22 protein-coding genes are annotated in these 21,887 nt (G+C 69.9%); 16 read left to right on the top strand and 6 right to left on the bottom strand.

What is annotated here, in order from left to right:
* Positions 1-27 precede the first annotated feature (27 nt).
* A complete protein-coding gene (locus tag LRQ07_RS05420) occupies positions 28-579 on the bottom strand; it encodes a hypothetical protein (protein ID WP_256536059.1) in 552 nt (183 codons plus the stop codon).
* A 66-nt stretch (positions 580-645) separates the two neighbouring features.
* On the opposite strand from LRQ07_RS05420, the gene LRQ07_RS05415 reads away from it, so the two are divergent.
* Positions 646-1,230, top strand: coding sequence for a TetR/AcrR family transcriptional regulator (locus tag LRQ07_RS05415; protein ID WP_131493772.1), 585 nt, complete (start codon positions 646-648; stop codon positions 1,228-1,230).
* Positions 1,231-1,324: 94 nt separating this feature from the next.
* Complete coding sequence (locus tag LRQ07_RS05410) at positions 1,325-3,310, top strand: primary-amine oxidase (protein ID WP_256536058.1); 1,986 nt, start codon at positions 1,325-1,327, stop codon at positions 3,308-3,310.
* A gap of 164 nt (positions 3,311-3,474) precedes the next feature.
* Here the strand turns inward: LRQ07_RS05410 and murQ are convergent, their stop codons facing one another.
* Both murQ and LRQ07_RS05400 read right to left on the bottom strand, forming a co-directional pair.
* Positions 3,475-4,410, bottom strand: a complete 936-nt coding sequence (murQ, locus tag LRQ07_RS05405) for an N-acetylmuramic acid 6-phosphate etherase (RefSeq protein WP_047523144.1) — start codon at positions 4,408-4,410, stop codon at positions 3,475-3,477.
* Positions 4,400-5,293, bottom strand: a complete 894-nt coding sequence (locus tag LRQ07_RS05400; protein WP_256536057.1) for an N-acetylglucosamine kinase — start codon at positions 5,291-5,293, stop codon at positions 4,400-4,402. Before LRQ07_RS05400 ends, murQ begins: the two co-directional genes overlap by 11 nt.
* 135 nt (positions 5,294-5,428) lie before the next feature.
* Between LRQ07_RS05400 and LRQ07_RS05395 the strand changes: the two genes are divergently transcribed.
* Positions 5,429-6,286, top strand: coding sequence for a MurR/RpiR family transcriptional regulator (locus LRQ07_RS05395; protein ID WP_256536056.1), 858 nt, complete (start codon positions 5,429-5,431; stop codon positions 6,284-6,286).
* A gap of 18 nt (positions 6,287-6,304) precedes the next feature.
* On the opposite strand, the gene LRQ07_RS05390 is transcribed toward LRQ07_RS05395, so the two are convergent.
* Positions 6,305-7,411, bottom strand: a complete 1,107-nt coding sequence (locus tag LRQ07_RS05390) for a DUF998 domain-containing protein (RefSeq protein WP_256536055.1) — start codon at positions 7,409-7,411, stop codon at positions 6,305-6,307.
* Between the two features lie 102 nt (positions 7,412-7,513).
* On the opposite strand from LRQ07_RS05390, the gene LRQ07_RS05385 reads away from it, so the two are divergent.
* The 8 genes from LRQ07_RS05385 to LRQ07_RS05350 all read left to right on the top strand — a co-directional run bounded on the left by LRQ07_RS05385 (position 7,514) and on the right by LRQ07_RS05350 (position 15,228).
* A complete protein-coding gene (locus LRQ07_RS05385) occupies positions 7,514-8,470 on the top strand; it encodes a helix-turn-helix domain-containing protein (protein ID WP_047521664.1) in 957 nt (318 codons plus the stop codon).
* Between the two features lie 229 nt (positions 8,471-8,699).
* The gene (locus tag LRQ07_RS05380; RefSeq protein WP_256536054.1) at positions 8,700-9,488 is read left to right on the top strand and encodes a MoaF C-terminal domain-containing protein; all 789 of its coding nucleotides are present in this window, start codon (positions 8,700-8,702) and stop codon (positions 9,486-9,488) included.
* A gap of 23 nt (positions 9,489-9,511) precedes the next feature.
* The gene (locus LRQ07_RS05375; protein WP_047521667.1) at positions 9,512-9,901 is read left to right on the top strand and encodes a nuclear transport factor 2 family protein; all 390 of its coding nucleotides are present in this window, start codon (positions 9,512-9,514) and stop codon (positions 9,899-9,901) included.
* A gap of 82 nt (positions 9,902-9,983) precedes the next feature.
* On the top strand, positions 9,984-11,156 hold the full coding sequence (locus LRQ07_RS05370) for an ABC transporter substrate-binding protein (RefSeq protein ID WP_047521669.1): 1,173 nt from the start codon (positions 9,984-9,986) through the stop codon (positions 11,154-11,156).
* Positions 11,157-11,229: 73 nt separating this feature from the next.
* Positions 11,230-12,090, top strand: a complete 861-nt coding sequence (locus LRQ07_RS05365; RefSeq protein WP_256536053.1) for a branched-chain amino acid ABC transporter permease — start codon at positions 11,230-11,232, stop codon at positions 12,088-12,090.
* A complete protein-coding gene (locus LRQ07_RS05360) occupies positions 12,077-13,849 on the top strand; it encodes an ABC transporter permease subunit (RefSeq protein WP_256536052.1) in 1,773 nt (590 codons plus the stop codon). Before LRQ07_RS05365 ends, LRQ07_RS05360 begins: the two co-directional genes overlap by 14 nt.
* On the top strand, positions 13,846-14,538 hold the full coding sequence (locus LRQ07_RS05355; RefSeq protein ID WP_047521675.1) for an ABC transporter ATP-binding protein: 693 nt from the start codon (positions 13,846-13,848) through the stop codon (positions 14,536-14,538). The genes LRQ07_RS05360 and LRQ07_RS05355 overlap by 4 nt, the downstream gene beginning before the upstream one ends.
* A gap of 39 nt (positions 14,539-14,577) precedes the next feature.
* On the top strand, positions 14,578-15,228 hold the full coding sequence (locus tag LRQ07_RS05350) for an HAD-IA family hydrolase (protein WP_256536051.1): 651 nt from the start codon (positions 14,578-14,580) through the stop codon (positions 15,226-15,228).
* A gap of 12 nt (positions 15,229-15,240) precedes the next feature.
* On the opposite strand, the gene LRQ07_RS05345 is transcribed toward LRQ07_RS05350, so the two are convergent.
* Together LRQ07_RS05345 and LRQ07_RS05340 are read right to left on the bottom strand one after the other, a co-directional pair.
* The gene (locus LRQ07_RS05345) at positions 15,241-16,056 is read right to left on the bottom strand and encodes an SDR family NAD(P)-dependent oxidoreductase (protein ID WP_047521679.1); all 816 of its coding nucleotides are present in this window, start codon (positions 16,054-16,056) and stop codon (positions 15,241-15,243) included.
* A gap of 53 nt (positions 16,057-16,109) precedes the next feature.
* Positions 16,110-16,856 (bottom strand): SDR family NAD(P)-dependent oxidoreductase, encoded by a 747-nt coding sequence (locus LRQ07_RS05340; protein WP_256536050.1) that lies wholly within the window; start codon positions 16,854-16,856, stop codon positions 16,110-16,112.
* Between the two features lie 242 nt (positions 16,857-17,098).
* Here LRQ07_RS05340 and LRQ07_RS05335 point away from each other — a divergent pair, with 242 nt between their 5' ends.
* The 5 genes from LRQ07_RS05335 to LRQ07_RS05315 are packed head-to-tail and all read left to right on the top strand — an operon-like array spanning position 17,099 to position 21,866.
* Positions 17,099-18,556 carry an APC family permease gene (locus LRQ07_RS05335; protein ID WP_256536049.1) on the top strand — a complete coding sequence of 486 codons (1,458 nt, stop codon included), beginning with the start codon at positions 17,099-17,101 and terminating at the stop codon, positions 18,554-18,556.
* Between the two features lie 44 nt (positions 18,557-18,600).
* Positions 18,601-19,440: a molybdenum cofactor biosynthesis F family protein gene (locus LRQ07_RS05330; protein ID WP_153243749.1), complete on the top strand. Its 840-nt coding sequence runs from the start codon at positions 18,601-18,603 to the stop codon at positions 19,438-19,440.
* Position 19,441: 1 nt separating this feature from the next.
* Complete coding sequence (locus LRQ07_RS05325; protein WP_256536048.1) at positions 19,442-21,085, top strand: amidohydrolase; 1,644 nt, start codon at positions 19,442-19,444, stop codon at positions 21,083-21,085.
* A gap of 27 nt (positions 21,086-21,112) precedes the next feature.
* Complete coding sequence (locus LRQ07_RS05320; protein ID WP_256536047.1) at positions 21,113-21,469, top strand: YidH family protein; 357 nt, start codon at positions 21,113-21,115, stop codon at positions 21,467-21,469.
* Positions 21,470-21,482: 13 nt separating this feature from the next.
* Positions 21,483-21,866 (top strand): DUF202 domain-containing protein, encoded by a 384-nt coding sequence (locus tag LRQ07_RS05315; protein ID WP_256536046.1) that lies wholly within the window; start codon positions 21,483-21,485, stop codon positions 21,864-21,866.
* The last annotated feature ends 21 nt before the right edge of the window (positions 21,867-21,887 follow it).

The raw sequence follows: 21,887 nt of genomic DNA, 5'->3' as shown, positions 1-21,887 counted from the left end.
CCGGAACGCACACGCGTCCCGCTGCCCTCAGAACCCCACGCACATGATCACGACGCCCGCTGCCATGGCCCACGATTCCGTCGCCAGCAACCGTGCCGTCCTGCCACGATGCACGGAGGGAAGGAACCACTCCGAGACGACGGTCCACACGACGACCCCGGCCACCCCGACCAGCATCAGAACGGAGAGGACGCCGTTCATCCCGTGCCCGCCGTGTCCTGAGACCGCGACCTCCGCGCCCGCACCGGCGGACTCCGCCGCGCGCGTCGAGGCGCTCTGGAACGCGCAGACGGCCATCACGAGCGACCCGAGCGCCCGGTGACAGCACGCGGCGGCGGCCGAAGTGCCGCGAACGCCCATCGTTCCGAGCATCGCCGAGAACAGCAGCAGCACCCCGAGCAGGAGTCCCGCGAGCGCGTCGCCGGGTGAGACCGCGAGCGCCAGCATCGCCGCCGCCATGATCAGTGCCGTCTGCCGCCCCTGCCACGGCACCGCACGCCACGCACCGATGCAGGCGACCGCAGCGACGATCGCCGCCACAGCCATCAGCCACGGTGCTGCGGGAAGGAGGAGCTCCATCCGGGAAGTATATTGATCGATCGCTCAATAACGCTAGACCTAGGTCGGATGCGACAAGATGGGCACGTGCCCCGCATCGTCGACCATGATGAGCGCCGCCGGCAGATCGCCGAGGCGCTGCTCGCCGTCGCCGCCCGCGATGGACACGAAAGCGTCTCCTCGCGCGCCGTCGCCAAGGAGCTCGGCGTCGCGACCGGCTCGCTCTGGCACTACTTCGACGGATTCGACGAGGTCGTGCGCGCCGCCGCCGCCGAGGTGACACGCCGCACCGACGCGCGCATCGCCGCCGCCACCGACGGCCTCCGGGGGCTGGACCGGCTGCACGCACTGATGCGCGAGGTCCTTCCGATCGACGACGACACCCGCACGGAAGCGCACGTGGTCGTCGGCTTCTGGGGGCGCCTGGCCGCCCTCGCGCCGACTCCCGACGCGGGCGCCCCGACCCTCGCGACCTGGCAGGACAGCATCCGTCTCGCCCTGGCCGAGGCCGTGGACGACGGAGAGCTGCGCGCCGACACCCCCGCCGACGCCGTGATGGCCTTGCTGCGCTCGATCACGTACGGACAGCAGATCGTCGAGGTCACCGAACCTCAGCCCGCGGCGGCGCATCTCGCCGTCCTGGACAGCATCCTCGCCCCCTGGCGCGCCTGAGCCCCGCGAAAACGGTGCTTGTGGACCTGCGACGAGCCGTCGTATCATCATCGCAACCCGTTTATTGAGCATCTGCTCGAAAATAGTGAGGTCGATGATGTCCCACCACGCACCGCAGCCCGTCTCCCTCGACAAGATCGCGGCCCCGCACCCGCACGATCCGCTCTCGGGCGAGGAGATCGCCGCCGCCCGAGCCATCCTCGACGCGGCCGGGCTCCTGACCGAGACCACCCGCGTGCCGATGCTGCTGCCCGATGAGCCCACGAAACAGGAATTCGACGCCTGGACCCCTGGCTCCCCCATCGACCGCCGCGTCGACGTGACACTGCTCGACACGGCGACCGGCGTCGCGACCGAAGCCATCGTGTCGATCACCCGCGGCGAGGTCCTGCGCACCGAACGCGTGCCGAATGACGCCCCGCCCTACGGCCAGCCGCAGTACCTGTTCGAGGAGTACGAACGCGCCGAGGCGATCGCGAAGGCCTCCCCCGAGTGGCAGGCGGCCATGACGCGCCGCGGCCTCGCCGACCACATGGACCTCGCGTTCTGCGGACCGCTCGCCCCGGGCTACACCGGTCGTGCCGATGAAGTCGGTCGCCGCGTGATCCGCTCCCTGACGTTCCTCAAGTACGACGAGCAGGACTCCCCGTGGGCGCACCCCGTCGAAGGACTCGTCGTGCACATCGACCTCACCTCGAACAGCGTCATCCGCGTCGAGGACCACGGCGACGTGCCCGTGCCCGCCGGCCACGGAAACTACTACCCCGAGGTGCAGGGCGAGGCGCGCACCTCGCTCAAGCCGATCGAGATCACGCAGCCGGAGGGACCGAGCTTCACCGTCACCGGCTCGCTCGTCGAGTGGGAGGGCTGGTCGATGCGTGTCGACTTCAACGCCCGCGAAGGCCTCGTGCTGCACGACGTCACCTTCCAGGACCGCTCCGTGCTCAGCCGCGCCAGCGTTCCCGAGATGGTGGTCCCCTACGGCGACACCGCCCCCGGCCGCTTCTGGATCAGCTACTTCGATGCCGGCGAATATCTCCTCGGCAAGAACGCCAACCACCTCGAACTCGGCTGCGACTGCCTGGGCGTGATCCGCTACCTCGACGGCTACGTGGCCGACGACCACGGCAACCCGGTGCGCATCCCGAACGTGGTCTGCATGCACGAGGAGGACGACGGGATCCTCTGGAAGCACACCGACCTCGCGGGCCGCGCCGACGTGCGCCGCTCCCGCCGGTTCGTGGTCTCGTACTTCTCCACGATCGGCAACTACGACTACGGCTTCTACTGGTACTTCGGCCTGGACGGTTCGATCGAGGTCGTCGCCAAGGCCACCGGCATCGTGTTCGTGGGCGGCGGCGAGCCCGGCATCCGGCAGCGCCACGCGACCGAACTCGCCCCGGGCGTCTTCGCGCCCGTGCACCAGCACCTGTTCTGCGCGCGACTCGACGTCGCCATCGACGGCGACCGGAATCGGCTCGTCGAGGTCGACGCACAGCGCGTGCCGATGGGGCCGGACAACCCGTTCGGCAACGCGTTCAGCTGGTCCGAGACCCCGCTCACGACCGAGACCGCCGCGCAGCGTGACGCAGACTCCTCCGTCGCGCGCGTCTGGGAGGTGCAGAGCACGTCCCGCACGAATCACGTCGGACGGCCGACCGCTTACCACCTCGTCCCGGAGCCCACCGCGCTGCTCATGGCCGATCCGGAGTCCTCGGTCGCCGCGCGCGCCGCGTTCGCCACCAAGCACCTCTGGGCGACACGCTACGAACACGGTCAGATCTGGCCTGCGGGGCGGTATCCCAACGCACACCAGGGCGGCGGCGGACTCCCCGCCTACACGGCAGGCGACCGGTCGATCGACGGCGAGGACATGGTGCTCTGGCACACGTTCGGCCTCACGCACTTCCCGCGCACGGAGGACTGGCCGATCATGCCCGTCGACACGGCTGGGTTCCGGTTCAAGCCCAATGGCTTCCTCGACCAGAACCCCGCGATGGATGTGCCCGAATCCTCGCAGGCACACGCGGTCTCATCCGGCAGCTGCTGCGGCGGAGACACCTGCACCTGCGAGCACTGACCCCCGACCCCGTTCCGGTCGCGAACTCCACACTCCGGTCGCAGAACCGACGTTCCGGTCGCAAAATGGTCGCGAACTCGCGCGAATAGGATGCGAATTCGCGACCGGAGCGAACCGGGAGGTGCGAGTTCGCGACCGGAGCGGACGGGCCGGCGCAGGGAGGGTCAGGCGAGCGCGGCGATGGCGTCGCGGAGGATGCCGTCGGCACCCTCGAGAGCCGAGGCCGCGGACTGCGGCGACGCACCGCTGGCGAGCATCAGCAGGGCGAGCTTGACGGAGCCGTCCGCCCCCTCCAGAGCGGCGGCGGCTTCGTCGATCCCGACGCCGGCGAGCTGCGAGACCGTGCGGATCGACCGCGCACGCAGCTTCTCGTTGGTCGCGAGCAGGTCGACCATCACTCCGCGGTAGGTCTTGCCGAGGTTGATCATCGAGAGCGTCGTGAGCATGTTGACCACGAGCTTCTGCGCGGTCCCGGATTTCAGGCGCGTGGAGCCGGAGATGAACTCGGGCCCGGTGACGACTTCGATCGCGATCTCCGCGACGGCACCGATCTCGGATGCGGCGTTGGACGCGATCGCGACCGTGAGCGCCCCGACACTGCGGGCGTACTCCAGGCCACCGACGACGTAGGGCGTGCGTCCGGAGGCGGAGATGCCCACGACGGTGTCGCTCTCCGACAGGTCAAGCTCGCGCAAAGAGACACCCGCTGCGTCGGCGTCGTCCTCGGCATTCTCGACGGCCGAGCGGATCGCGGTCTCGCCGCCAGCGATCAGGCCGACGACCAGCGAAGGATCCGTGCCGAACGTGGGCGGGCACTCGCTCGCGTCGAGCACGCCGATGCGCCCCGCGGTCCCGGCTCCGATGTAGATGAGTCGCCCCCCGCGCCGGAACCGCGCGGTGATGCCGTCGACGGCGGCGGCGATCTCCTCGGCGCGCTCGGCGACGGCTTCGGGTACGCGGCGGTCCTCGGCGTTCATCCTCCGCACGAGCTCGGCGGTGCCGAGGAGGTCCAGGTCGCCGCGCTCGGTCGTGGAGGCCTCGGTGTCGAGGTTCTCCAGCACCGAGAGGAGAGCGGCGAGGCGGGGGGCGTCATTCGGCACGGTGCACGAACCTTTCATGGGGGAGGTCAGCACGGCGCGCGAGCAACTGCGCGCCGTCGAGGGCGTCGCCCGCAGCCGGTACGACACGGCGACCGGCGGCGAGGAGGGCGGATCCGAGGGCGGCGCGGAACCAGGAGTGTTCGGCGAGCCCTCCGTGCACCACCACGTCGCAGGTCACGGCTGAGGCGGCGACCGCGGTCGCGGTGAGCAGCCGGACCCCCTCGGTCACGATGCCCGAGGCGACCGGGTCGCCCGCTTCCGCCGTGTCGAGGACGAGAGGCGCCAGCGTGGCGAGATGGCGGGCCAGCGGCGCGCTCCGGGCGAGCCAGCCCTGGATGTCGGAGGCAGCGCCGACCGGATCCGCGAGCGCGGCGGTGAGCGCGGTCGCCGGGCCGAGTCCGTCGTCCGCACGCAGCACGGCGCGAAGCCCCTCGCGGCCGAGCCACGATCCACTGCCGAGATCTCCGAGCTCGGGACCCCAGCCGTCGACGAGTCTGACGCCATCGGCGTCGATCCCGAGTGCCGCGGCACCGGTGCCGGCGATCAGGAGCACACCGGGCGCCCCCTCGAGGGCACCGGCATGGGCGGTGACGACATCGGAGGCGACGGCGACCCGCGCCGCGGTCGCCGCGGCCAGGCGCCCCGCGAGTTCCCGGGCGGCTTCCGGGGCAAGCCAGCCCCCAGCGGCACCGACCCCGATGCTGTCGAGGACCGGTGCATCGGCGAGCAGCGGGAGGATCGCATCGAGGGCGGCATCGACGCCGCCTGCCGCGGCGAGCCCGGGCGCTCCCGTCCCCGAGCGCTCGATACGCGTAGCGTCGTGGATGACGACTCGGCACCGTGACTTGCCGAGATCGACGGATGCGGTCGACTGCGCGGTCATCGGCTCTCCTCGGGACTTGGTCGGGACGTAACGAAAAGAGACTACACGCGACATAGACTCTCTGAAAAGAATTTACCATCCTTGTCGTGAGCCCCATCACGACATACTGAGAATCCCACACCCTCGGAGGACTGATTGAGCATCCAGTCGACGATCGAAGCCGCCGCCTCGACCCTGCCGCCGTCGCTCGCACGCATCGCCGCGGTGGTCCGAGAGAACCCCTCGATCGTCATCGACAAGACCATCAACGAACTGGCGGACGAGTGCCGGACCTCGGTCGCCTCCGTGGTGCGGTTCTGCCGGGCGATCGGATTCAGCGGCTACGCCCCGCTGCGCATGGCGCTGGCGACCGAGCTCGGCAAGGAAGCGGCCCAGTTCTCCGCCCGCGGGGCCTTCGGATCGGAGATCTCCGATGAGGACACCCTGCAGGAGGCGGTGTCGAAGCTCGCCGCACTCGAACTGCTGGCCATCGAGGAGACCGTCGCGAAGCTCGACTTCGACGTGCTCGAAGCGGCGATCGACGCGATCGACAGCGCCGACCGCATCCTGCTCTACGGCATCGGGGCGAGCCAGTTCGTGGCCGAAGACCTCGCACACAAGCTTCTGCGCGTCGGACGCAATGCGCATGTGCTCTCCGACTCCCACGAGGCGGTGGCCGCCAGCGTCCTGCAGTCAGCGCCCACCGTCGCGATCGGGTTCTCCCACGCGGGATCGACGATCGAGACCGTCCGCTTCCTCGAGACCGCCCGCGCCAACGGCTCCGCCACGGTGGCGGTGACGTCGGCGAAGGACTCCCCCCTCGCGCGTGCGGCCGACCACGCCCTGTTCACCGAGGTGCGCGAATCGACCTTCCGCGCCGGCGCGATGGTCAGCAGGATCGCACAGCTCGCCCTCGTCGACTGCCTGTTCATCGGTGTGGCGAAGCGACGGTTCGCCGAGACCGTCGACGCTCTGCAGCGCACCCGCGAGGCGACGCGCGCGCTCCGCGACTGAGGCCGGACGACCGACCGCTCACGTGGTCGCGCGCGCTCCGATCGAGCCTGCGGTGCGCAGGAACACGATGATCCAGCTGAAGATCAGCACGGCCGCGATCAGCTCGACGGCGGTGAGGTTGTAGTAGCCGACGGCGAAGAAGGCGGCGAGCAGGATGATCACGAGCACGTAGGCCCACCCCAGACCCACGAAGACCCGCGGGATCGTGCGGAGGAACCAGGGCAGACCCACCACGATGACCGCGAACACCACGCACATCCCGGTCGCCACGGTGTTGTGCAGCAGGAAGAACTCGTCGACGGGGAAGAGGCCGACGCAGGCGAGCAGGATCCCGAGCAGGATCAGGCCTCCCCTCACCATGAACCGCCCGCGGCGATCCACCGGATCCTCCGCGGGCAGACCCGCCGTCGCGTAGCGGGAGATCGTCGTCACCATGATCCCGGCGATGACCAGCGTGGTGTTGAACGCGATCGAGGAGCTGTTGCTGCTCATGCCCAGCGCCGAGAGGTTGTCGCGCCACCAGTGCACATCGCTGGAGGCGAGCATGCTCGCGAACGCCCCCACGACCAGGAACACCGCGAGCACGAGGGAGAGCACCATCGGCGTGAGAGCGACCGCGCTCAGGAACGAGACGTATCCGGTCAGCGCGAACGCCACGGCCACCAGCACGGCACCGGGGAACGCGTAGACCGGGGCGTCCGTGAAGCTCCGCTCGAGGAGCTCGGCGACCCCGAGCCATCCCAGGTACGCGATCGCCGCGTGCGCGAAGGCGATGGCGGCCAGGTCGTACCAGCGCAGCCGATCACCCGGAACGCTGAAGCCGTCGCGCGCAGCCCCGGGATCGACCTCCTCCGGACGGACGGCGAGGCGTCCGAGCGCGAAGGCGATCGCTGCGGCGAGCGCGCCCCCGAAGGCGGCGAAGACGCCGATCGAACCGGAACCGCTGATCGCCAGCTCGTGACCCCAGAACACCGGCAGTGCCACCAGGAAACCGATCACGAGGAAGGCACTGCCCACGATCAGGGCCGTGGCCTCGAACACCGCATCGGAGGCGTCCGGCCCGCGGACCTGTCGCAGCACCTGCAGCACACGGTCGGCGAGCGTCTTCATCGGTCGTTCGGTCACGGTCCACATCCTAGAAGTCGCCCACGCGGGCGGAGCCGGTGATACCATCGCGGAACGGATCGTATACAACGTCGTCGTTCCACCATCCCGAGGTGATCAGTCATGAACGGTGCACCCGCCGCCACCGCCGAATCGGTTTCCACGCTCGTCGCGCGCAACATCAGCGACTTCCGCGCGGCCGTCTCCGAGTCGTTCGTCCCGTTGCAGGTCACGACCGAGGGCCCCGACCACTTCCGCGGGGTGATCCGCGGCGCCTCCGTGGACGAGGTGCACGTGAGCGACGTGCGCGCGACCTCGCACATCGTCGAGCGCACCCCCGAGCTCATCGCCCGTGGCGACCGCTCGTACTTCAAGGTCAGCCTGATGCTCGCCGGCACCGGTCTGCTGATCCAAGACGACCGCGAGGCCGTGCTGCAGGCCGGCGACCTCGCCGTGTACGACACGGACCGACCGTACTCCCTGGTGTTCGACGAGGACTTCCGCACCATGGTCGTGATGTTCCCGAAGCATCTCATCAGCCTCCCCGCGGACATGGTCGGGCAGCTCACCGCGGTGCGGATCTCCGGCCACGAAGGCCTCGGCGGCATGGTCGTGCCGTATCTCACGCAGCTCGCCGGCAACCTGGATCAGCTCGCCGGCACCACCGGCGCACGCCTCGCGCACAGCGGGCTCGACCTCGTGACCACCGTCTTCACCCGCGAACTCGGACTCGACCAGGTGTCGGCCGACCCGCACCGCGCTCTCGTCCAGCGCATCCGCGCCCACATCGACCGCAATCTGGCCTCGACGGACCTCGGCCCCGCATCGATCGCGGCCGCGCACTTCATCTCCACGCGCCACCTGCACGGGCTCTTCCAGGAGCAGGGAGTCACCGTCTCGACCTGGATCCGCACCCGCCGCCTCGAACAGTGCCGCCGGGATCTGCTCGACCCGATGCTCGCCGACCGTCCCGTCGCGGCGATCGCCGCCCGGTGGGGCTTCGTCGACGCCGCGCACTTCAGCCGGGCGTTCAAGTCGACCTTCGGGGTCTCCCCCAGCGAATACCGCGCCGGCCACTGAGCCCCGGCCCCGCTGCGGGATCGATAACGCTCCTCGGCGAGCGCCGTGGCGCACGTTTTCGATCCCGCACCGCGCTTGCCCCGGAGGGCACGCCGGTTGACTCTCGGCGCGCGATGGCGGCTGCGACCTTGAGGGGATGACGGGCGCGGACACAGCATGAGGCAAGCGCACCGCGATGAGGCGGTGCCCGGGGCGATGCGGCCCCGCCGCGTGCGACGTCAGGACCCCGATGACCGACATCTCCGCCGACCCCGCCCTCGACCAGTGGCGCACCTATGACGAGTTCGCCGCGGGAATCGACACGTTCCGGCTGCCGAACACGACGCTCACCGGAACCGACCTCGCCCTCACGCTCGACGACGGATCGGCGCTGACCCTGCGGTTCGCCGACGACACCGTCTCCTGGAACGGCCTCGAGGCATCCGGGACCGACCCGTACGATGCCGTGCGGGTGCGGGAGGACGTGGTGTTCGTCAACGTCCCGCTGCAGAGCCGCCCCCGTGAAGCGATCACCGTCGTGTTCTCGACCGGCACGAACCGGGCCACCGTCATCCGCTCCCGGATCGCCGCCGAACCCGTCGAGGGGATGCCTCAGGTCGGCCAGGATTTCTGGGCGGCGACGATCGACGGGGCTCCCGTGAGCGGGGAAACCCCCGGCCCGAGCCGCGACCTCATCGGCAAGCGCAACCTCTACCGCTACAGCCCGCACCATCTGTACGAGCACGTGTACATCTCCAGCCAGCGCTACGCCTGGCAGTGCGTGGAGGGCGTGCAGCGGGGCCACGGAGACATGGACCTGTCGACCGTGTGGAAGTTCGCCGACGGCCTGTACCTGTTCTGCTTCCGCGAGTTCCGCATCGCCGTGGCCAGCGTGTGGTTGCACGACCTCGGCTATCAGCTCATGACCACGGGGATCTTCCTCGGACTCAACGGGGACGGCGACGCCGAGCACTCCCGTGGTGGCGGCCACATCTATCCGCTGGGCTCCGTCGTCTACCCCGACGCACAGCCCGTCTGACCTCCGGCATCCGAGGAGACCCCATGAGCAACGCAGACCTGATCCGAGAGCACTACGCCGCCAACGACCGCGGTGACCTCGACGGGATGCTGGCCCCTTTCGCCGCCGACATCCAGTGGACGGAGGCCGCCGGCTTCCCGTACGCCGGCACCTACATCGGTCCAGACGCCGTGGCCCGGAACGTGTTCGGCCGCATCCAGGAGGAGTGGGACGACTACACCGTCGCGATCGATGAGGTCGTCGACGGCGGCGATGTCGTCGTGGGCATCGGCACCTACTCCGGCACGTACAGGCAGACCGGCCGGTTCTTCGCCGCGCGCGTCGCACACGTGTGGCGGGTCTCCGGCGGCCAGGTCGTCGCCTTCGAGCAGTTCACCGACACGGAACTCGTCAACCGCGCGCTGCGCACCTGAACACCGCACCATCCCCACACCGCACCATCCCCACACCGCACCACCTGACACAGCACCACCTGACACGAGAGGCAGGAAGCACATGAACACACGAGCATCCGGCACCGCGGCGCTCCTCGCCGTGGCCGCCCTCACCCTCGCCGGCTGCGCCGGTGGAGACGGCGGCGCAGGCGGAGGCGGGGGCGACCCGATCGTCGTCGGCTCCGTCAACACCATCAGCGGCCCGGCGACCTTCCCGGAGGCCTCTCAAGCTGCTGCGGCCGTGTTCGACGCGTTCAACGACGCGGGCGGGCTCGACGGACGCACGATCGACTACAAGATGCTGGACGACAAGGGCGACCCGGCCACGGCCACGGCCTCCGCCCGGGAACTGGTCGGCAGTGACGGCGCGGTCGCGCTCGTCGGCTCCGCCAGCCTGATCGAGTGCGAGATCAACGCCAAGTACTACGAGCAGGAGGGCATCCTCTCGATGCCCGGCATCGGGGTGGACACGGGCTGCTTCGCCAGTGACAACATCTCTCCGGCGAACGTCGGACCGTTCAACGACATGACCCTCACGCTGCAGTACGGCTCCGAGGTGCTCGGCATGGACGACATCTGCATCCTGCTCGAGATCGCCGGCTCGACTCGTCCGACCTACCAGGCCGCGATCGACAAGTGGACCGAGATCACCGGCAAGGAACCGAAGTACGTCGACGACACCGTCCCGTACGGCGCTTCCGACTACACGCCCTACATCGTCAAGGCGCGGGACCAGGGCTGCAAGGCGCTGGCGATCAACCCGGTGGAGCCCGACGCGATCGGCCAGGTCAAAGCCGCGAACGCCCAGGGCTGGGATGACGTGACCTGGCTGTACCTCACCAGCGTCTACAGCGAGAACTTCGCCGACGCGATCGACAACGCGGGCGCTGGCATCTACGTCCCGGCCGAGTTCTACCCGTTCACCGACGACGACGAGATCAATGCCGACTGGCGCGAGCTGATGGAGGCCAACGACATCCCGCTCACCTCGTTCAGTCAGGGCGGCTACCTGGCCGCGAAGTACTTCATCGAGGTGCTCGAGGGCATGGACGGCGACATCACCCGCGAAACCGTCTCCGAGGCGCTGAAGAGCATGGAGCCGATCGAGAACCCGATGGTCGGGACGCCCTACGCGTTCGGCACGCAGAACACCGCGGGCTGGCCCATCGTGCTCGAATCCGGCACCAACGCCTGGGAGAAGGTCGCCGACGACTGGCTCCGCATCGGCGAGTAGCCACCTCTCGCCTGCCGCCGGGCGCATTCCCGGCGGCAGGCCCCCACTCCCCTCGGAACAGAAAGGACGCCTCATGCTGCAAGGCGCCATCGCCGGTCTCGCCGCCGGCGGCCTCTACGCCGTCCTCGGCGTGTGCCTGACGTTGATGTCACGCCTCGTGCGGGTGGTGAACTTCGCTCAGGCCGCGACCGGGATGTTCGGCGCCTTCACGGCGGTGTGGTTCGTGCGCGAGCTCGGCCTGCCGATCTGGCTGGGATCCGTCCTGGGAGTCCTTGTCGCCGGGGTCCTCGCCGCGGCGATCGGCTTCATCGCTGCGACCTGGCTCTCCGAGGCGTCGACCACCACGCGCTCGGCGATGACCGTGAGCCCGCTCCTCCTGCTCATCTCGATGTCGTTCATCCTGTTCGGCAACAAGCCGCAGCCGTTCACACCGATCATCGCGGGCCCGGCCTTCTCGTTCGGCGGCGTCGTGATCAGCCAGGTCACGGTCGCGACCGTGGCGATGGCGATCGTCACGGCCATCGTCGTCCACATCGTCCTGCGCCGCACGAGGGTCGGCACCCAGCTGCGGGCGCTCTCGGAGCGCCCGACCACCGCCGAGCTCCTCGGCATCCGCTCACGCCCGTTGTCGATCGCGGTCTGGTTCGTCACGGGCGTCATCAGCGCGATCGCGATCATCATCGTCGCCCCCTCGCAGTCCAACGACGCGACCAGCCTGTCGATGCTCATCGTCCCCGCCGCGGCGGCCGCCCTGCTCGGCGGCTTCCGCCGACTCGACCTCGCCGTCGTCGGCGGCATCGTCCTGGGCGTCTTGGGCGGCCTCGTCGCCCAGATCGACGAAGTGGCGCTGGTGCGCAACTTCCTCCCGTTCCTGTTCATCGTCGTCCTGTTGCTCTGGACGCAGCGCAAGGAGGTGTGGGATGCCGCTCGCTGACCGTCCCTGGTTCCGGACCACCTGGCCGTTCGCGGTCGCCCTCGCCGGCATCGGCGTGGGCGCGATCCTCAGCGCCGCCCTGCCGGGGTACTTCGTCTTCCTCGCGATCAGCGCCGTCACCGCCGCGATCGCCATCCTCGGCCTCGGCATCGTCACCGGCTCGGCCGGGATGATCGCGCTCTGCCAGCTCACCTTCGCCGCCGTCGGGGCCTGGGTCGTCTCGTTGCTGAACGTCATGCAGGCTCCGGGCGGGTTCATCGTCTGGCTCATCCTCGGGGGGATCGCGGCGGGCCTGGTCGGCATCCTCGTCGGCCTCCCGGCACTGCGGTTGCGCGGCGTGAACCTCGCCGTCGTCACCCTGGGCTTCGCGGCGGCGGCCGGCGTGACCCTCGTGCAGATCCAGTTCCCCGGCTCGGCCGACGGCATCGCGGTCGAACGCCCCGAGATGTTCTCCAACGACCGGCAGTTCTTCTTCCTCTCGATCATCGTCCTCGCCGTCTGCGCGCTCGGCGCCTTCTTCCTGCAGCGGGGCCGCTGGGGGTCGAGCTGGAAGGCCGTCGCATTCTCCGAGCGCGGTACGGCCGCAGCGGGGCAGAGCGTGCGCACCGCGAAGCTCACCGCCTTCGCGGTCTCGGCCGCGCTCGGCGGCATCTCGGGCGGGCTGCTCGCCGGCCAGGTGCAGCTTCCGTTCGCGTCGAGCTTCACCCCGTTGCAGTCGCTCGCGCTCTACGTGCTCGCGATCATGTCCGGCGCCCATCTGATCGACATGGCGATCTTCGGCGGGATCCTCTGGGTGCTGGTCCCCGAGCTCCTCAAGCGCTGGGGCGTCCCCCAGGACTGGGCCTTCGTCGTCTTCGGCGTGCTCGGCGTCCAGGCGCTCACCAGCGGCACGAACCTCGGACAGGGCATCCGCAACCTGATCTGGCGTCGCGCGGACCGCAAGACGGCCGCAGCCGCACTGTCGGCGCTTCCTCCGGATGCCGGTCCGGACGCCACGGAGATCACCACCACGACCACGGCGACCGTCGACGAAGCGATGCTCGACGGCGCACCCGTGCTGACCGTCGAGGGCCTGACCGTGCAGTTCGGTGCCCTCAAAGCCCTGGACGACGTCTCCTTCCAGGTTCCGCCCGCCTCGATCATGGGACTCATCGGTCCCAACGGTGCGGGGAAGTCGACCTTCGTCGATGCGATCAGCGGTTTCCTCCCGAAGCACGGCGGACGCGTTCTGCTCGGGGACCGCGACCTCGCCGGCCTGTCCCCCACCCGACGCGCCCGCCTGGGTCTGCGCCGCACGTTCCAGCAGGACCGGGTGCCTCCCTCCCTCACGGTCGGCGCGTACGTGAGGTTCGTGGCCCGGCGCCGACTCGCGGCCGCCGACATCGACGAGGTGCTCGAGTTCTTCGGCTGCCCGCCCGCGCGAGCGCGGCTGTCGAGCGTCGACGTCGGCACGCGGAGGCTCGTGGAGGTCGCCGCGAACGTGGTCTCCCGCCCCCGGCTGCTGATCCTCGACGAGCCGGCCGCCGGCCTGTCCCACGAAGAGCATCTGGCGCTCGCGGCGCGGTTGCGGGAACTGCCGGCGCGCTACGGTGTGGCGCTGATCATCATCGAGCACGATCTCGATCTCGTCCGCTCCGTCTGCCCCACCCTCACGGTGCTCGATTTCGGCCGCGTGCTGGCGAGCGGACCGCAGGCCGAGGTCCTCGCGAACCCCGACGTCGTCAAGGCGTACATGGGAGAGACGGAGCTGCTGAAATGAGCGAACTCGTCCTGGACTCCGTGACCGTCCGCCGCGGCGCCGGGCCCGTGATCTCCGACGTCTCGTTGCGGGTCGCCGGCGGCGAGGTGCTGGCCCTCGTGGGTCCGAACGGCGCGGGCAAGACCAGCCTGATCGAGTCGGTGTCGGGCGTCACCGCCCACTCGGCAGGCACGATGACCCTCGACGGCGAACCGATCGACAAACTGTCGCGCGTCACGCGAGCCCGCCGTGGGATCGTCCACATCGAGCAGGGGCGCGCCGTGTTCCCCTCGCTGACCGTGCGCGAAAACATCTCCCTCACCGCACGGACCGCCGGTGAACTCGACGCCGCGCTCACGCCGTTCCCCGAACTCCAGAAGCGCATCGATGCACCGACCGCCCTGCTCTCCGGGGGCGAGCAGCAGATGGTGGTATTGGCGCGCGCCTTCGCCGCGAAGCCGCGCATCCTGTTGATCGACGAGATGTCTCTCGGCCTCGCGCCCGTGGTGTTCATGCGGCTGATGCCGATCGTCAAGTCGATCGCGGACTCCGGGGTGGGCGTGCTGCTGGTCGAGCAGTTCACCCAGCTCGCGCTCGGCCTTGCGCAGGAAGCGGTGGTCGTCGCCGGCGGCCGGGTCTCGTTCCAGGGGACCTCCGAGGCCCTGCAGGCGGATCCGGAGCTGCTGCACCGCGCCTACCTCGGCGGCTGACCCGGCACTCGCGGAGCCTTCGGGCATTAGCCTGAAGAGGTGACCCAGACGATCTCCGCCCGCGCCGCCCTCCTCGACATGGACGGCACCCTCGTCGACTCCACCGCGGTGGTGGAACGGCTGTGGCTCGCGTGGGCCGAGCCGCACGGGATCGCCCCGGAGACCGTGCTCAGCGTGGTCCACGGCCGACAGGGTCACCAGAGCATGGCGATCCTGCTGCCGGAGCGCGACCACGAGATCAACCTCCGCGAGAACGACGTGATGCTCGCCACCGAGGCCGACGACGTCGACGGCGTGATCCGGATCGCCGGCGCCGACGCCCTGCTCGATTCCCTGCGCCCCCACCCGCACGCGATCGTCACCTCCGCGAACGTGGCCCTGATGACCGCGCGCATGGGAGAGGCCGGACTCACGATCCCCGACCTCACCGTGACCGCCGAGAACGTCACGGCGTCGAAGCCGGATCCCGAGGGCTTCCTCCGCGCGGCGGAGCTGCTGGGAATCGAGCCCGCCGACTGCGTCGTGTTCGAAGACTCCGGCGCGGGGATCCAGGCCGGTCTCGCGGCCGGCATGCGGGTGATCGGGGTGGGCAGACACGCCGCCGCCCACGAGCCCACCTACCGCGTGGACGACCTCACCGCGGTGACCGTCGTCCCGACCGCCCAGGGCTTCGACCTCACGATCGACTGATCTCGCGCCGGGTCACATCCCGGCATGGTCGAAAGCGATCGTGGGCACATCGACCACGTGCGAACCCCCGTCGGCGACGATCACCGCACCGGTGATGTACGACGACTCGCCCGAGCCGAGGAACCGGACTACCGACGCGATCTCGGCAGGGCGTGCCGGTCGACGCAGCGGAACGTCCGCGGTGACCTTGGCGTAGGCCTCCTCCCGGGAGTCGAGGCCGGCGTGCGAGGCGAACTCGTCCATCTCCTCGTCGGCCATCGGCGTCTGCACCCAGCCGGGGCAGATCGCGTTCACACGCACACCGTGGCGACCGTAGTCCCGCGCGAGCGTGCGGGTGAGGCCGACCAGGGCGTGCTTGCCGACGGTGTACCCGGCCACCGACGGCCCGGCGAACAACCCGGCGAGCGACGAGACGATCACGATCTGTCCCTTCGCCTCGATCAGAGCGGGAAGCGCCTCCCTCGCCATCGTGAACGCCGTCGTGAGGTTGGCGCGGATCGCCGCGTCCCAGCTCTCGTCGTCGGTCTCCCCCACCGGAGAGAAGCCATGACCACCGGCGTTCGCGACCAGCACGTCGATGCGGCCGAACCGCGCCAGCACCTCGGCCACGGCGGACTTCGCCGAAGCGGTGTCCGCCGCATCAGCGATGATCGGCAGAGCACCGACCGCGCGCTCCACCTCGTGCAGCGGCTCCGGGCGACGCCCGACGACCACGACGTGCGCCCCCTCGGCCGCGTACCGTTCGGCGATGGCGGCGCCGATGCCCGTGCCGCCCCCGGTGATGACGACGACGCGTCCGGAGACGGTCGATCCGACCACGAGTCCCATGTGTGCTCCTGTGTGTTGGCGCGCGTGCGCGGTGGGTGCCCGATGCGGTCGCGTCAGGCGGGGAATCCGGATCGGGCGGTGTACCCGAAGTCACTGAGGATGCTGGTGCCGTTGATGGCCCCAGACCGGGGCGATACGAGGTAGGTCACGTGCGCGGCGACCTCCGCCGCGCTCTGCACCGGGAAGTCCGGCTCGTCGAACGCGTCGGCCCCGAGGTCGCCCCGGCTCATCGGGGTGTCGACGATCGACGGCGCGACCGCGTTCACCCGGATGCGCGTGTCGGCGAGGTCGACCGAGAGGGCACGGCCGAACTGCAGCAGGGCCGCCTTCGACGTGCAGTAGGGCACCATGCCGGGTGAGGCGACGAACGCCGAATCACTCGCGAGCAGCACGACCGACGCGGCCTCCGCCTCACGCAACGCGGGCAGCGCGTGCTTGAGCACCAGGAACGCCCCGGTCACGTTGACGGCGAGCACCCGGTTCCAGGCCTGGAGCGCGGTGTCTTCGAGAGACGAGCCCACCGGCCCGGACACCCCGGCGCAGCAGACGACGGCGTCGAGTCGGCCTAGCGCGGCGACGCCGGTGCGCACAGCGAGTTCGACCTGCACCTCGTCGGTGACATCCGCGACGAGGAGCACGGCATCCCGGCAGGCGTCCGCCACGTCCTGGAGCGCAGCTTCGTCGCGGTCCAGGAGGGCGACCCTGACGCCCTCGGCGGCGAGCGCGAGCGCGGTCGCGCGGCCGATACCGCCGGCCGCCCCGGTGATGAGGGCGGTCGTCCCGTGCAGCTGCAGATCCATGTCGTCCTTCGTGCGCCGTCCGGCACCCGGTGGTGCGGGGAGGACAGCGGTGTCGTCTCGGTCATCCTGCTCTCCCTCTTCGCCCGTGCGAACCTCCGTCCGCGGGCTGTGCACGGTGACACCACCGTCTTTCGCTCAGGGTCAAGCGCGGGGGCGGCGGCGCGAGCAGACTCGCTCTATCGATGATTCCCCTCGTCGTCGATGCCGTGCCCGCACGGCCGTCACCCAGCAAAGGAGCCGACGTGGCAGAACCGACATCTGCGTCCACGACGACGCAGAACCACACCTCCCTCCGCCCGGGCGCCCTCGGCGTCGCCGGCATCGTCTTCCTCGTCCTCGCCGCGGTTGCGCCCCTGACGGGCATCGTCGTCGTCGCTTCCCTGGCCATCGCCCTCGGCAACGGCGGCGGCACGCCGATGTCCTTCTTCCTCGTCGCGGCCATCCTGCTGCTCTTCGCGATCGGCTACGCCCAGATGTCGAAGCAGCTGGTCAACGCCGGGGGCTTCTACGCCTTCGTGGTGAAGGGCCTCGGGCGCACGGGAGGGCTGATCGCCGGGCTGATCGCGACGCTCGGATACAACTTCTTCGTCGTCGGCACGATCGGCACGAGCGGCTTCTTCATGCAGACGATCATCCGCGACCTCACCGGGCTCGACGTCAACTGGCTGGTCTGGGGCCTCCTCTCGATCGTCGTGTGCTTCGTGCTCGCTCGGATCGGTGTCGACTTCAGCTCCAAGGTGCTGGGCGTGTGCCTCGTGCTGGAGGTGCTGATGCTGGTCGTGTTCGACATCTCGGTGCTCGTGCAGACCGGCTACGACGTGGCGGCGTTCAGCCCCGAAGCCGTGTTCTCCGGGTCGCTGCCGATCGGCCTGCTGCTCGCGGCCACCGGATTCCTCGGGTTCGAGGCGACGGCGCTGTTCAGCGAAGAGGCGAAGCAGCCGCTGCGCACGATCCCGCGGGCCACCTACACCTCGATCATCGCGATCGGCATCATCCTCGGTGTCACCACGTGGGCCGTGGTGAGTGCGACCGGCGTCGCGCAGGCGCAAGCGACCGCTCTCGAGCATCTCCCCACCGGCGACCTGATCTTCTCGCTCTCGCAGCAGTATCTCGGCGGTCCGCTCACGACCGTGATGATGGTCCTGCTGCTGGTGAGCCTGTTCGCGGCGATGCTCGCCTTCCACAACTCCGCGACCCGATACCTGTACTCCCTCGGGCGCGCGAAGATCCTGCCGCAGGCGCTGGCCCGCACCCGCGCGAACGGCGCCCCGCAACTCGCCGGTATCGTGCAGGCCTCGTTCGCCGGCATCGTCGCGATCATCTTCGCGATCGCCGGAGCCGACCCGATCCTCACCCTCGTGCCCGCCATGCTGGGCTTCGGCACCCTGAGCGTGCTCATCCTGCAGGGCCTCGCGGCGATCTCGATCGTCGTGTACTTCCGCCGCCGCCGTGACCCGCGCTGGTGGAGCACCTTCATCGCCCCCGGCATCGGATTCCTCGGTATCGCCGCGATCTCGATCCTCGCCGTCGTGAACTTCAACATCGTGGCGGGCTCCGAGGAACTGGCCATCCGGCTGATGCCGCTGCTGCTGGTGGTCGCCCTGATCGGCGGCATCGTCTACGGCGCGTATCTCAAGCGGTCCCGGCCCGCCGTGTACGAGGGCCTCGCCACCGACCTGGAGAGGTTCAGCACACGCTGACCGCTCCCCCGCACCCCTCACCGACCGAAGGAACGAACCACACCATGACGACGCTGAACCCCGCCGACACCTCCACCTGGCTGCCGCTCGAGGGCCTCGCCCCCGGCTTCGACGCCAACAAGGCTCCGCACAGCACCGCGCTGAGCGGCCGCGAGATCACGGTCGTCGACGGCCGTGGCACGCGGATCGTGCACCGCTTCGCCGACGACACCGTGACCTGGGACTACCAGCCGGGGACCGACGATGCGACGGAAGCGGCTACCGACACCGACGACTACGAGGCGTTCGAGGTCGATCGCGACCTCTACTTCGTGCAGTTCCACCACCGGTACCTGCCGAACGAGGCGGTCTCGCTGATCCTCGACCTGCGCGACGGTCGCGCGCTGGCCGTGATCTCCGACATCCTCCCCGCGCCCGAGAAGGGACGCACGCGCGTGCAGCACCACTTCGCGCCGGGCGTGATCGAGGGGATCGAGGTCACCGGCACCGAACCCGCCCCCACGACGACGCTCATCGGACGCCGGGTGGAGTGGGTCTACAGCACCGAGCACGCGTACGAGCACGTGTACCTCTCGCCGCGGTGGTATTCGTGGCAGTGCCTCGCCGGCCCCGAGCGCGGGCTGGCCGACACCGACGAGAACAGCGTCTGGGAGGTGCGTCCCGGCATCTACGTGTTCGCCTGGCGCGAGAAGGTGATCCCCTGCGCCTCGGTGACGATCGCCGACCACCGCGACGTCAACGCGATCCGCTCCCACGGCGTGCTCTTCGGCCTCGACGAGAGCGGCGAGGTCCCCACGCACTTCACCTTCGGCGCACACGGACGTCTGCTCTCGACCACGATGCACACGCCCGAGCTCGAGCCCGCGACCTTCGGAGACCGCTGACATGACCGACGTCGCCGACCTCATCGTCACCGGCTCCATGATCCGCACCGCGGACCGGACGAACCCGATCGTCGAGGCCTTCGCCGTGCGCGACGGGCGGATCCTCGCGGTCGGATCCCGGTCCGACATCGAATCGTTCCGCGGACGCCGGACGCAGTCGCTCGAGGTCGGCGACGCAGCGGTGTACCCCGGTTTCGTCGATGTGCACAACCACCACGCCCTCGCGGGGCGGACCGAGCTGTTCGAGCTGTCGCTGGCTCCCGCACTGACGCTGGACGAAATCCTCGACCGGGTCCGGGAGAAGGCCGCAGAGCTCCCCGATGACGCATGGATCGTGGGCGGCGCCGTGGCCACCACCCTCCTGCCCGCGCTCGCGAACACCGCGAGCCGACTCCGCCTGGACGAGGCGGGCGGCGGGCGTCCCGTCATGCTGATGGAGGACTCGCGTCACAACCGGTGGGCGAACAGCCGGGCACTGGAACTCGCCGGGATCACCACCGATCGGCTGCCCCCGTCCGGGACCGCCCTTCTCGATCCGGATGACGGCACGCCGACCGGTGTGCTCCTCGAAGCGGCGGGCATCCCCGTGCAGGAGGCCTACGACCGCAGCGGCGGGCTCACTCCCGCGCAGCACGCCGCCGCGTCACGCCGAGGAATCGAGATCCTCAACTCGTTCGGCGTCACGGCCTTCCAAGACGCGGGGGTGTCGGTCGAGATCCTCGGCGCGCTGGCCGACCTCGACCGGGCCGACGAGCTCGACGCCTGGGTCGTGTCCTCGCTGCTGATCAACGACGAGATCTTCGGCTTCGACCCGATCGGCGAACCGCTGCTCGACCGCGGCGAGGAGTTCCGCACCGCGCACCACCGTCCCGACTTCGTGAAAATCTTCCTCGACGGAGTCCCCCCGGCACGCACGGCGTCGTTCCTCGAGCCGTATCTGGCCGACGCCGCGCACGGGGCGCACTTCCACGGCGAGACCACCATGACCCTCGACGAGCTCACCGGGTGGCTGCGCTCCGTGGCGCGACGAGGTCTGGGGGCGAAGGTGCACTGCACGGGGGACGGCTCCGCGCGCCTCGTGCTCGATGCGACGGAGCAGTTGCGCCGCGAGGGCTTCACCACCCCCGTTCAAATCGCGCACGGTCAGTTCCTGGCGGAGTCGGACATCCCGCGACTGGAGGCCCTCAATGTCTCGGCGGACATCTCTCCGTTCATCTGGTATCCGGGCGTCATCCCCCAGGCTTTGGCCGAGGTGCTCGGCGAACGCGCGGAGCACTCCCAGCCGAACCGGGCGCTGATCGATGCGGGAGCCCGGGTCGCCGGCGGTTCGGACTGGCCCGTGAGCGAGTCTCCGAACACGCTGGAGGGCCTGCAGGGTCTCGTGACGCGGGCGGACCCGCTCGGACGCGCCCCCGGCACCCTGTGGCCCGAACAGGCCATCACCGCCGAGGAGGCACTGGAGGTCTTCACGATCAACGCCGCCGCGGCGATGGGCCTCGACGCCGAGACCGGGTCGCTGACGCCCGGGAAGTCCGCGGACTTCGTCGTGCTCGCCCGTGACGCCATCGCCGGCCCGGCAGACGAGATCGTGCACACCGAGGTCGTGTCGACCTGGTTCGCCGGCCGTCGAGTCCACGGCGACTGAGCGGTGCCGCGCGGATACGATGAGGCGATGAAGCGTTTCCCGGCATCCGTCTACTCCCTCGGCGAGGAACCCGATCCGCGCTTCTCGCTCGCCAACGAACGGACGTTCCTGGCGTGGACACGGACTGGTCTCGCCCTGATCGCCGGTGGCGTGGCGCTCGAGGTCCTCGGCCTCGACCTTCACCCCGGATTCCGGCTCGCCGCGTCGCTGCTGCTCATGATCACGGGGACCGCGGTCGCACCGCTCGCCTGGTGGGAGTGGATGCGGGCGGAGCGGGCGCTGCGCCAATCGCGGCCACTTCCGGGCGCGTTCTCCGCCGTGGTCCTCGCCGTCGTCGTCGTCGTGGTCGGACTGCTCGTGCTGGCCGGCGTCCTGTGGCGCTGACAGAGCCCCGGTCATGAGGAGACGTCCGGCCGCGGAGCCCGACCGCCTGTACGATCCCGGGTTGCAGCCCGAACGCACGGAGCTCGCCTGGCGCCGCACAGCCCTCGCGATCGCCGTCGGGTCCCTGATCTCCCTGCGGATCCTGCCGTTGGTCCTCCCCGCCGGCGCCGGGGTCTGGGGGCTCGCTCCCGGCGCGATCGGACTGGGGACTGCGTGCCTGCTCTGGTTCGCCGCACGTCGCCGCCAACGGCGGGTCACCGCCGTATTGACGGGCGCTGCAGCGGGTCTCCCTCCGGGCGGCGGGCTGCTCCTCGTCCTGACGGTGTTCGGCACGGGGTTCGGCGTCGTCGCCCTCGCTCTCGTGGCGATCGCTCTGGGCGCGAACAGCCCGGTCTGACCGCAACGGATCGACGGGGTG

Source organism: Microbacterium sp. J1-1, assembly GCF_024498615.1.
Lineage (GTDB): Bacteria > Actinomycetota > Actinomycetes > Actinomycetales > Microbacteriaceae > Microbacterium > Microbacterium aurugineum.
Note: the sequence above shows the minus strand (reverse complement) of the source record. Positions and strands in the feature narration are given on the sequence as shown.

Bases quoted from the DNA above. Each gene is read 5' to 3' on its own strand.
- LRQ07_RS05400 (WP_256536057.1), bottom strand. From the start codon at position 5,293: ATGACCGCGCAGTCGACCGCATCCGTCGATCTCGGCAAGTCACGGTGC.
- LRQ07_RS05345 (WP_047521679.1), bottom strand. From the start codon at position 16,056: ATGGGACTCGTGGTCGGATCGACCGTCTCCGGACGCGTCGTCGTCATC.
- LRQ07_RS05365 (WP_256536053.1), top strand. From the start codon at position 11,230: ATGCTGCAAGGCGCCATCGCCGGTCTCGCCGCCGGCGGCCTCTACGCC.
- LRQ07_RS05370 (WP_047521669.1), top strand. From the start codon at position 9,984: ATGAACACACGAGCATCCGGCACCGCGGCGCTCCTCGCCGTGGCCGCC.
- LRQ07_RS05340 (WP_256536050.1), bottom strand. From the start codon at position 16,856: ATGGATCTGCAGCTGCACGGGACGACCGCCCTCATCACCGGGGCGGCC.
- LRQ07_RS05375 (WP_047521667.1), top strand. From the start codon at position 9,512: ATGAGCAACGCAGACCTGATCCGAGAGCACTACGCCGCCAACGACCGC.
- LRQ07_RS05330 (WP_153243749.1), top strand. From the start codon at position 18,601: ATGACGACGCTGAACCCCGCCGACACCTCCACCTGGCTGCCGCTCGAG.
- LRQ07_RS05325 (WP_256536048.1), top strand. From the start codon at position 19,442: ATGACCGACGTCGCCGACCTCATCGTCACCGGCTCCATGATCCGCACC.
- LRQ07_RS05315 (WP_256536046.1), top strand. From the start codon at position 21,483: ATGAGGAGACGTCCGGCCGCGGAGCCCGACCGCCTGTACGATCCCGGG.
- LRQ07_RS05355 (WP_047521675.1), top strand. From the start codon at position 13,846: ATGAGCGAACTCGTCCTGGACTCCGTGACCGTCCGCCGCGGCGCCGGG.
- LRQ07_RS05320 (WP_256536047.1), top strand. From the start codon at position 21,113: ATGAAGCGTTTCCCGGCATCCGTCTACTCCCTCGGCGAGGAACCCGAT.
- LRQ07_RS05360 (WP_256536052.1), top strand. From the start codon at position 12,077: ATGCCGCTCGCTGACCGTCCCTGGTTCCGGACCACCTGGCCGTTCGCG.
- LRQ07_RS05420 (WP_256536059.1), bottom strand. From the start codon at position 579: ATGGAGCTCCTCCTTCCCGCAGCACCGTGGCTGATGGCTGTGGCGGCG.
- LRQ07_RS05410 (WP_256536058.1), top strand. From the start codon at position 1,325: ATGATGTCCCACCACGCACCGCAGCCCGTCTCCCTCGACAAGATCGCG.
- LRQ07_RS05385 (WP_047521664.1), top strand. From the start codon at position 7,514: ATGAACGGTGCACCCGCCGCCACCGCCGAATCGGTTTCCACGCTCGTC.
- LRQ07_RS05380 (WP_256536054.1), top strand. From the start codon at position 8,700: ATGACCGACATCTCCGCCGACCCCGCCCTCGACCAGTGGCGCACCTAT.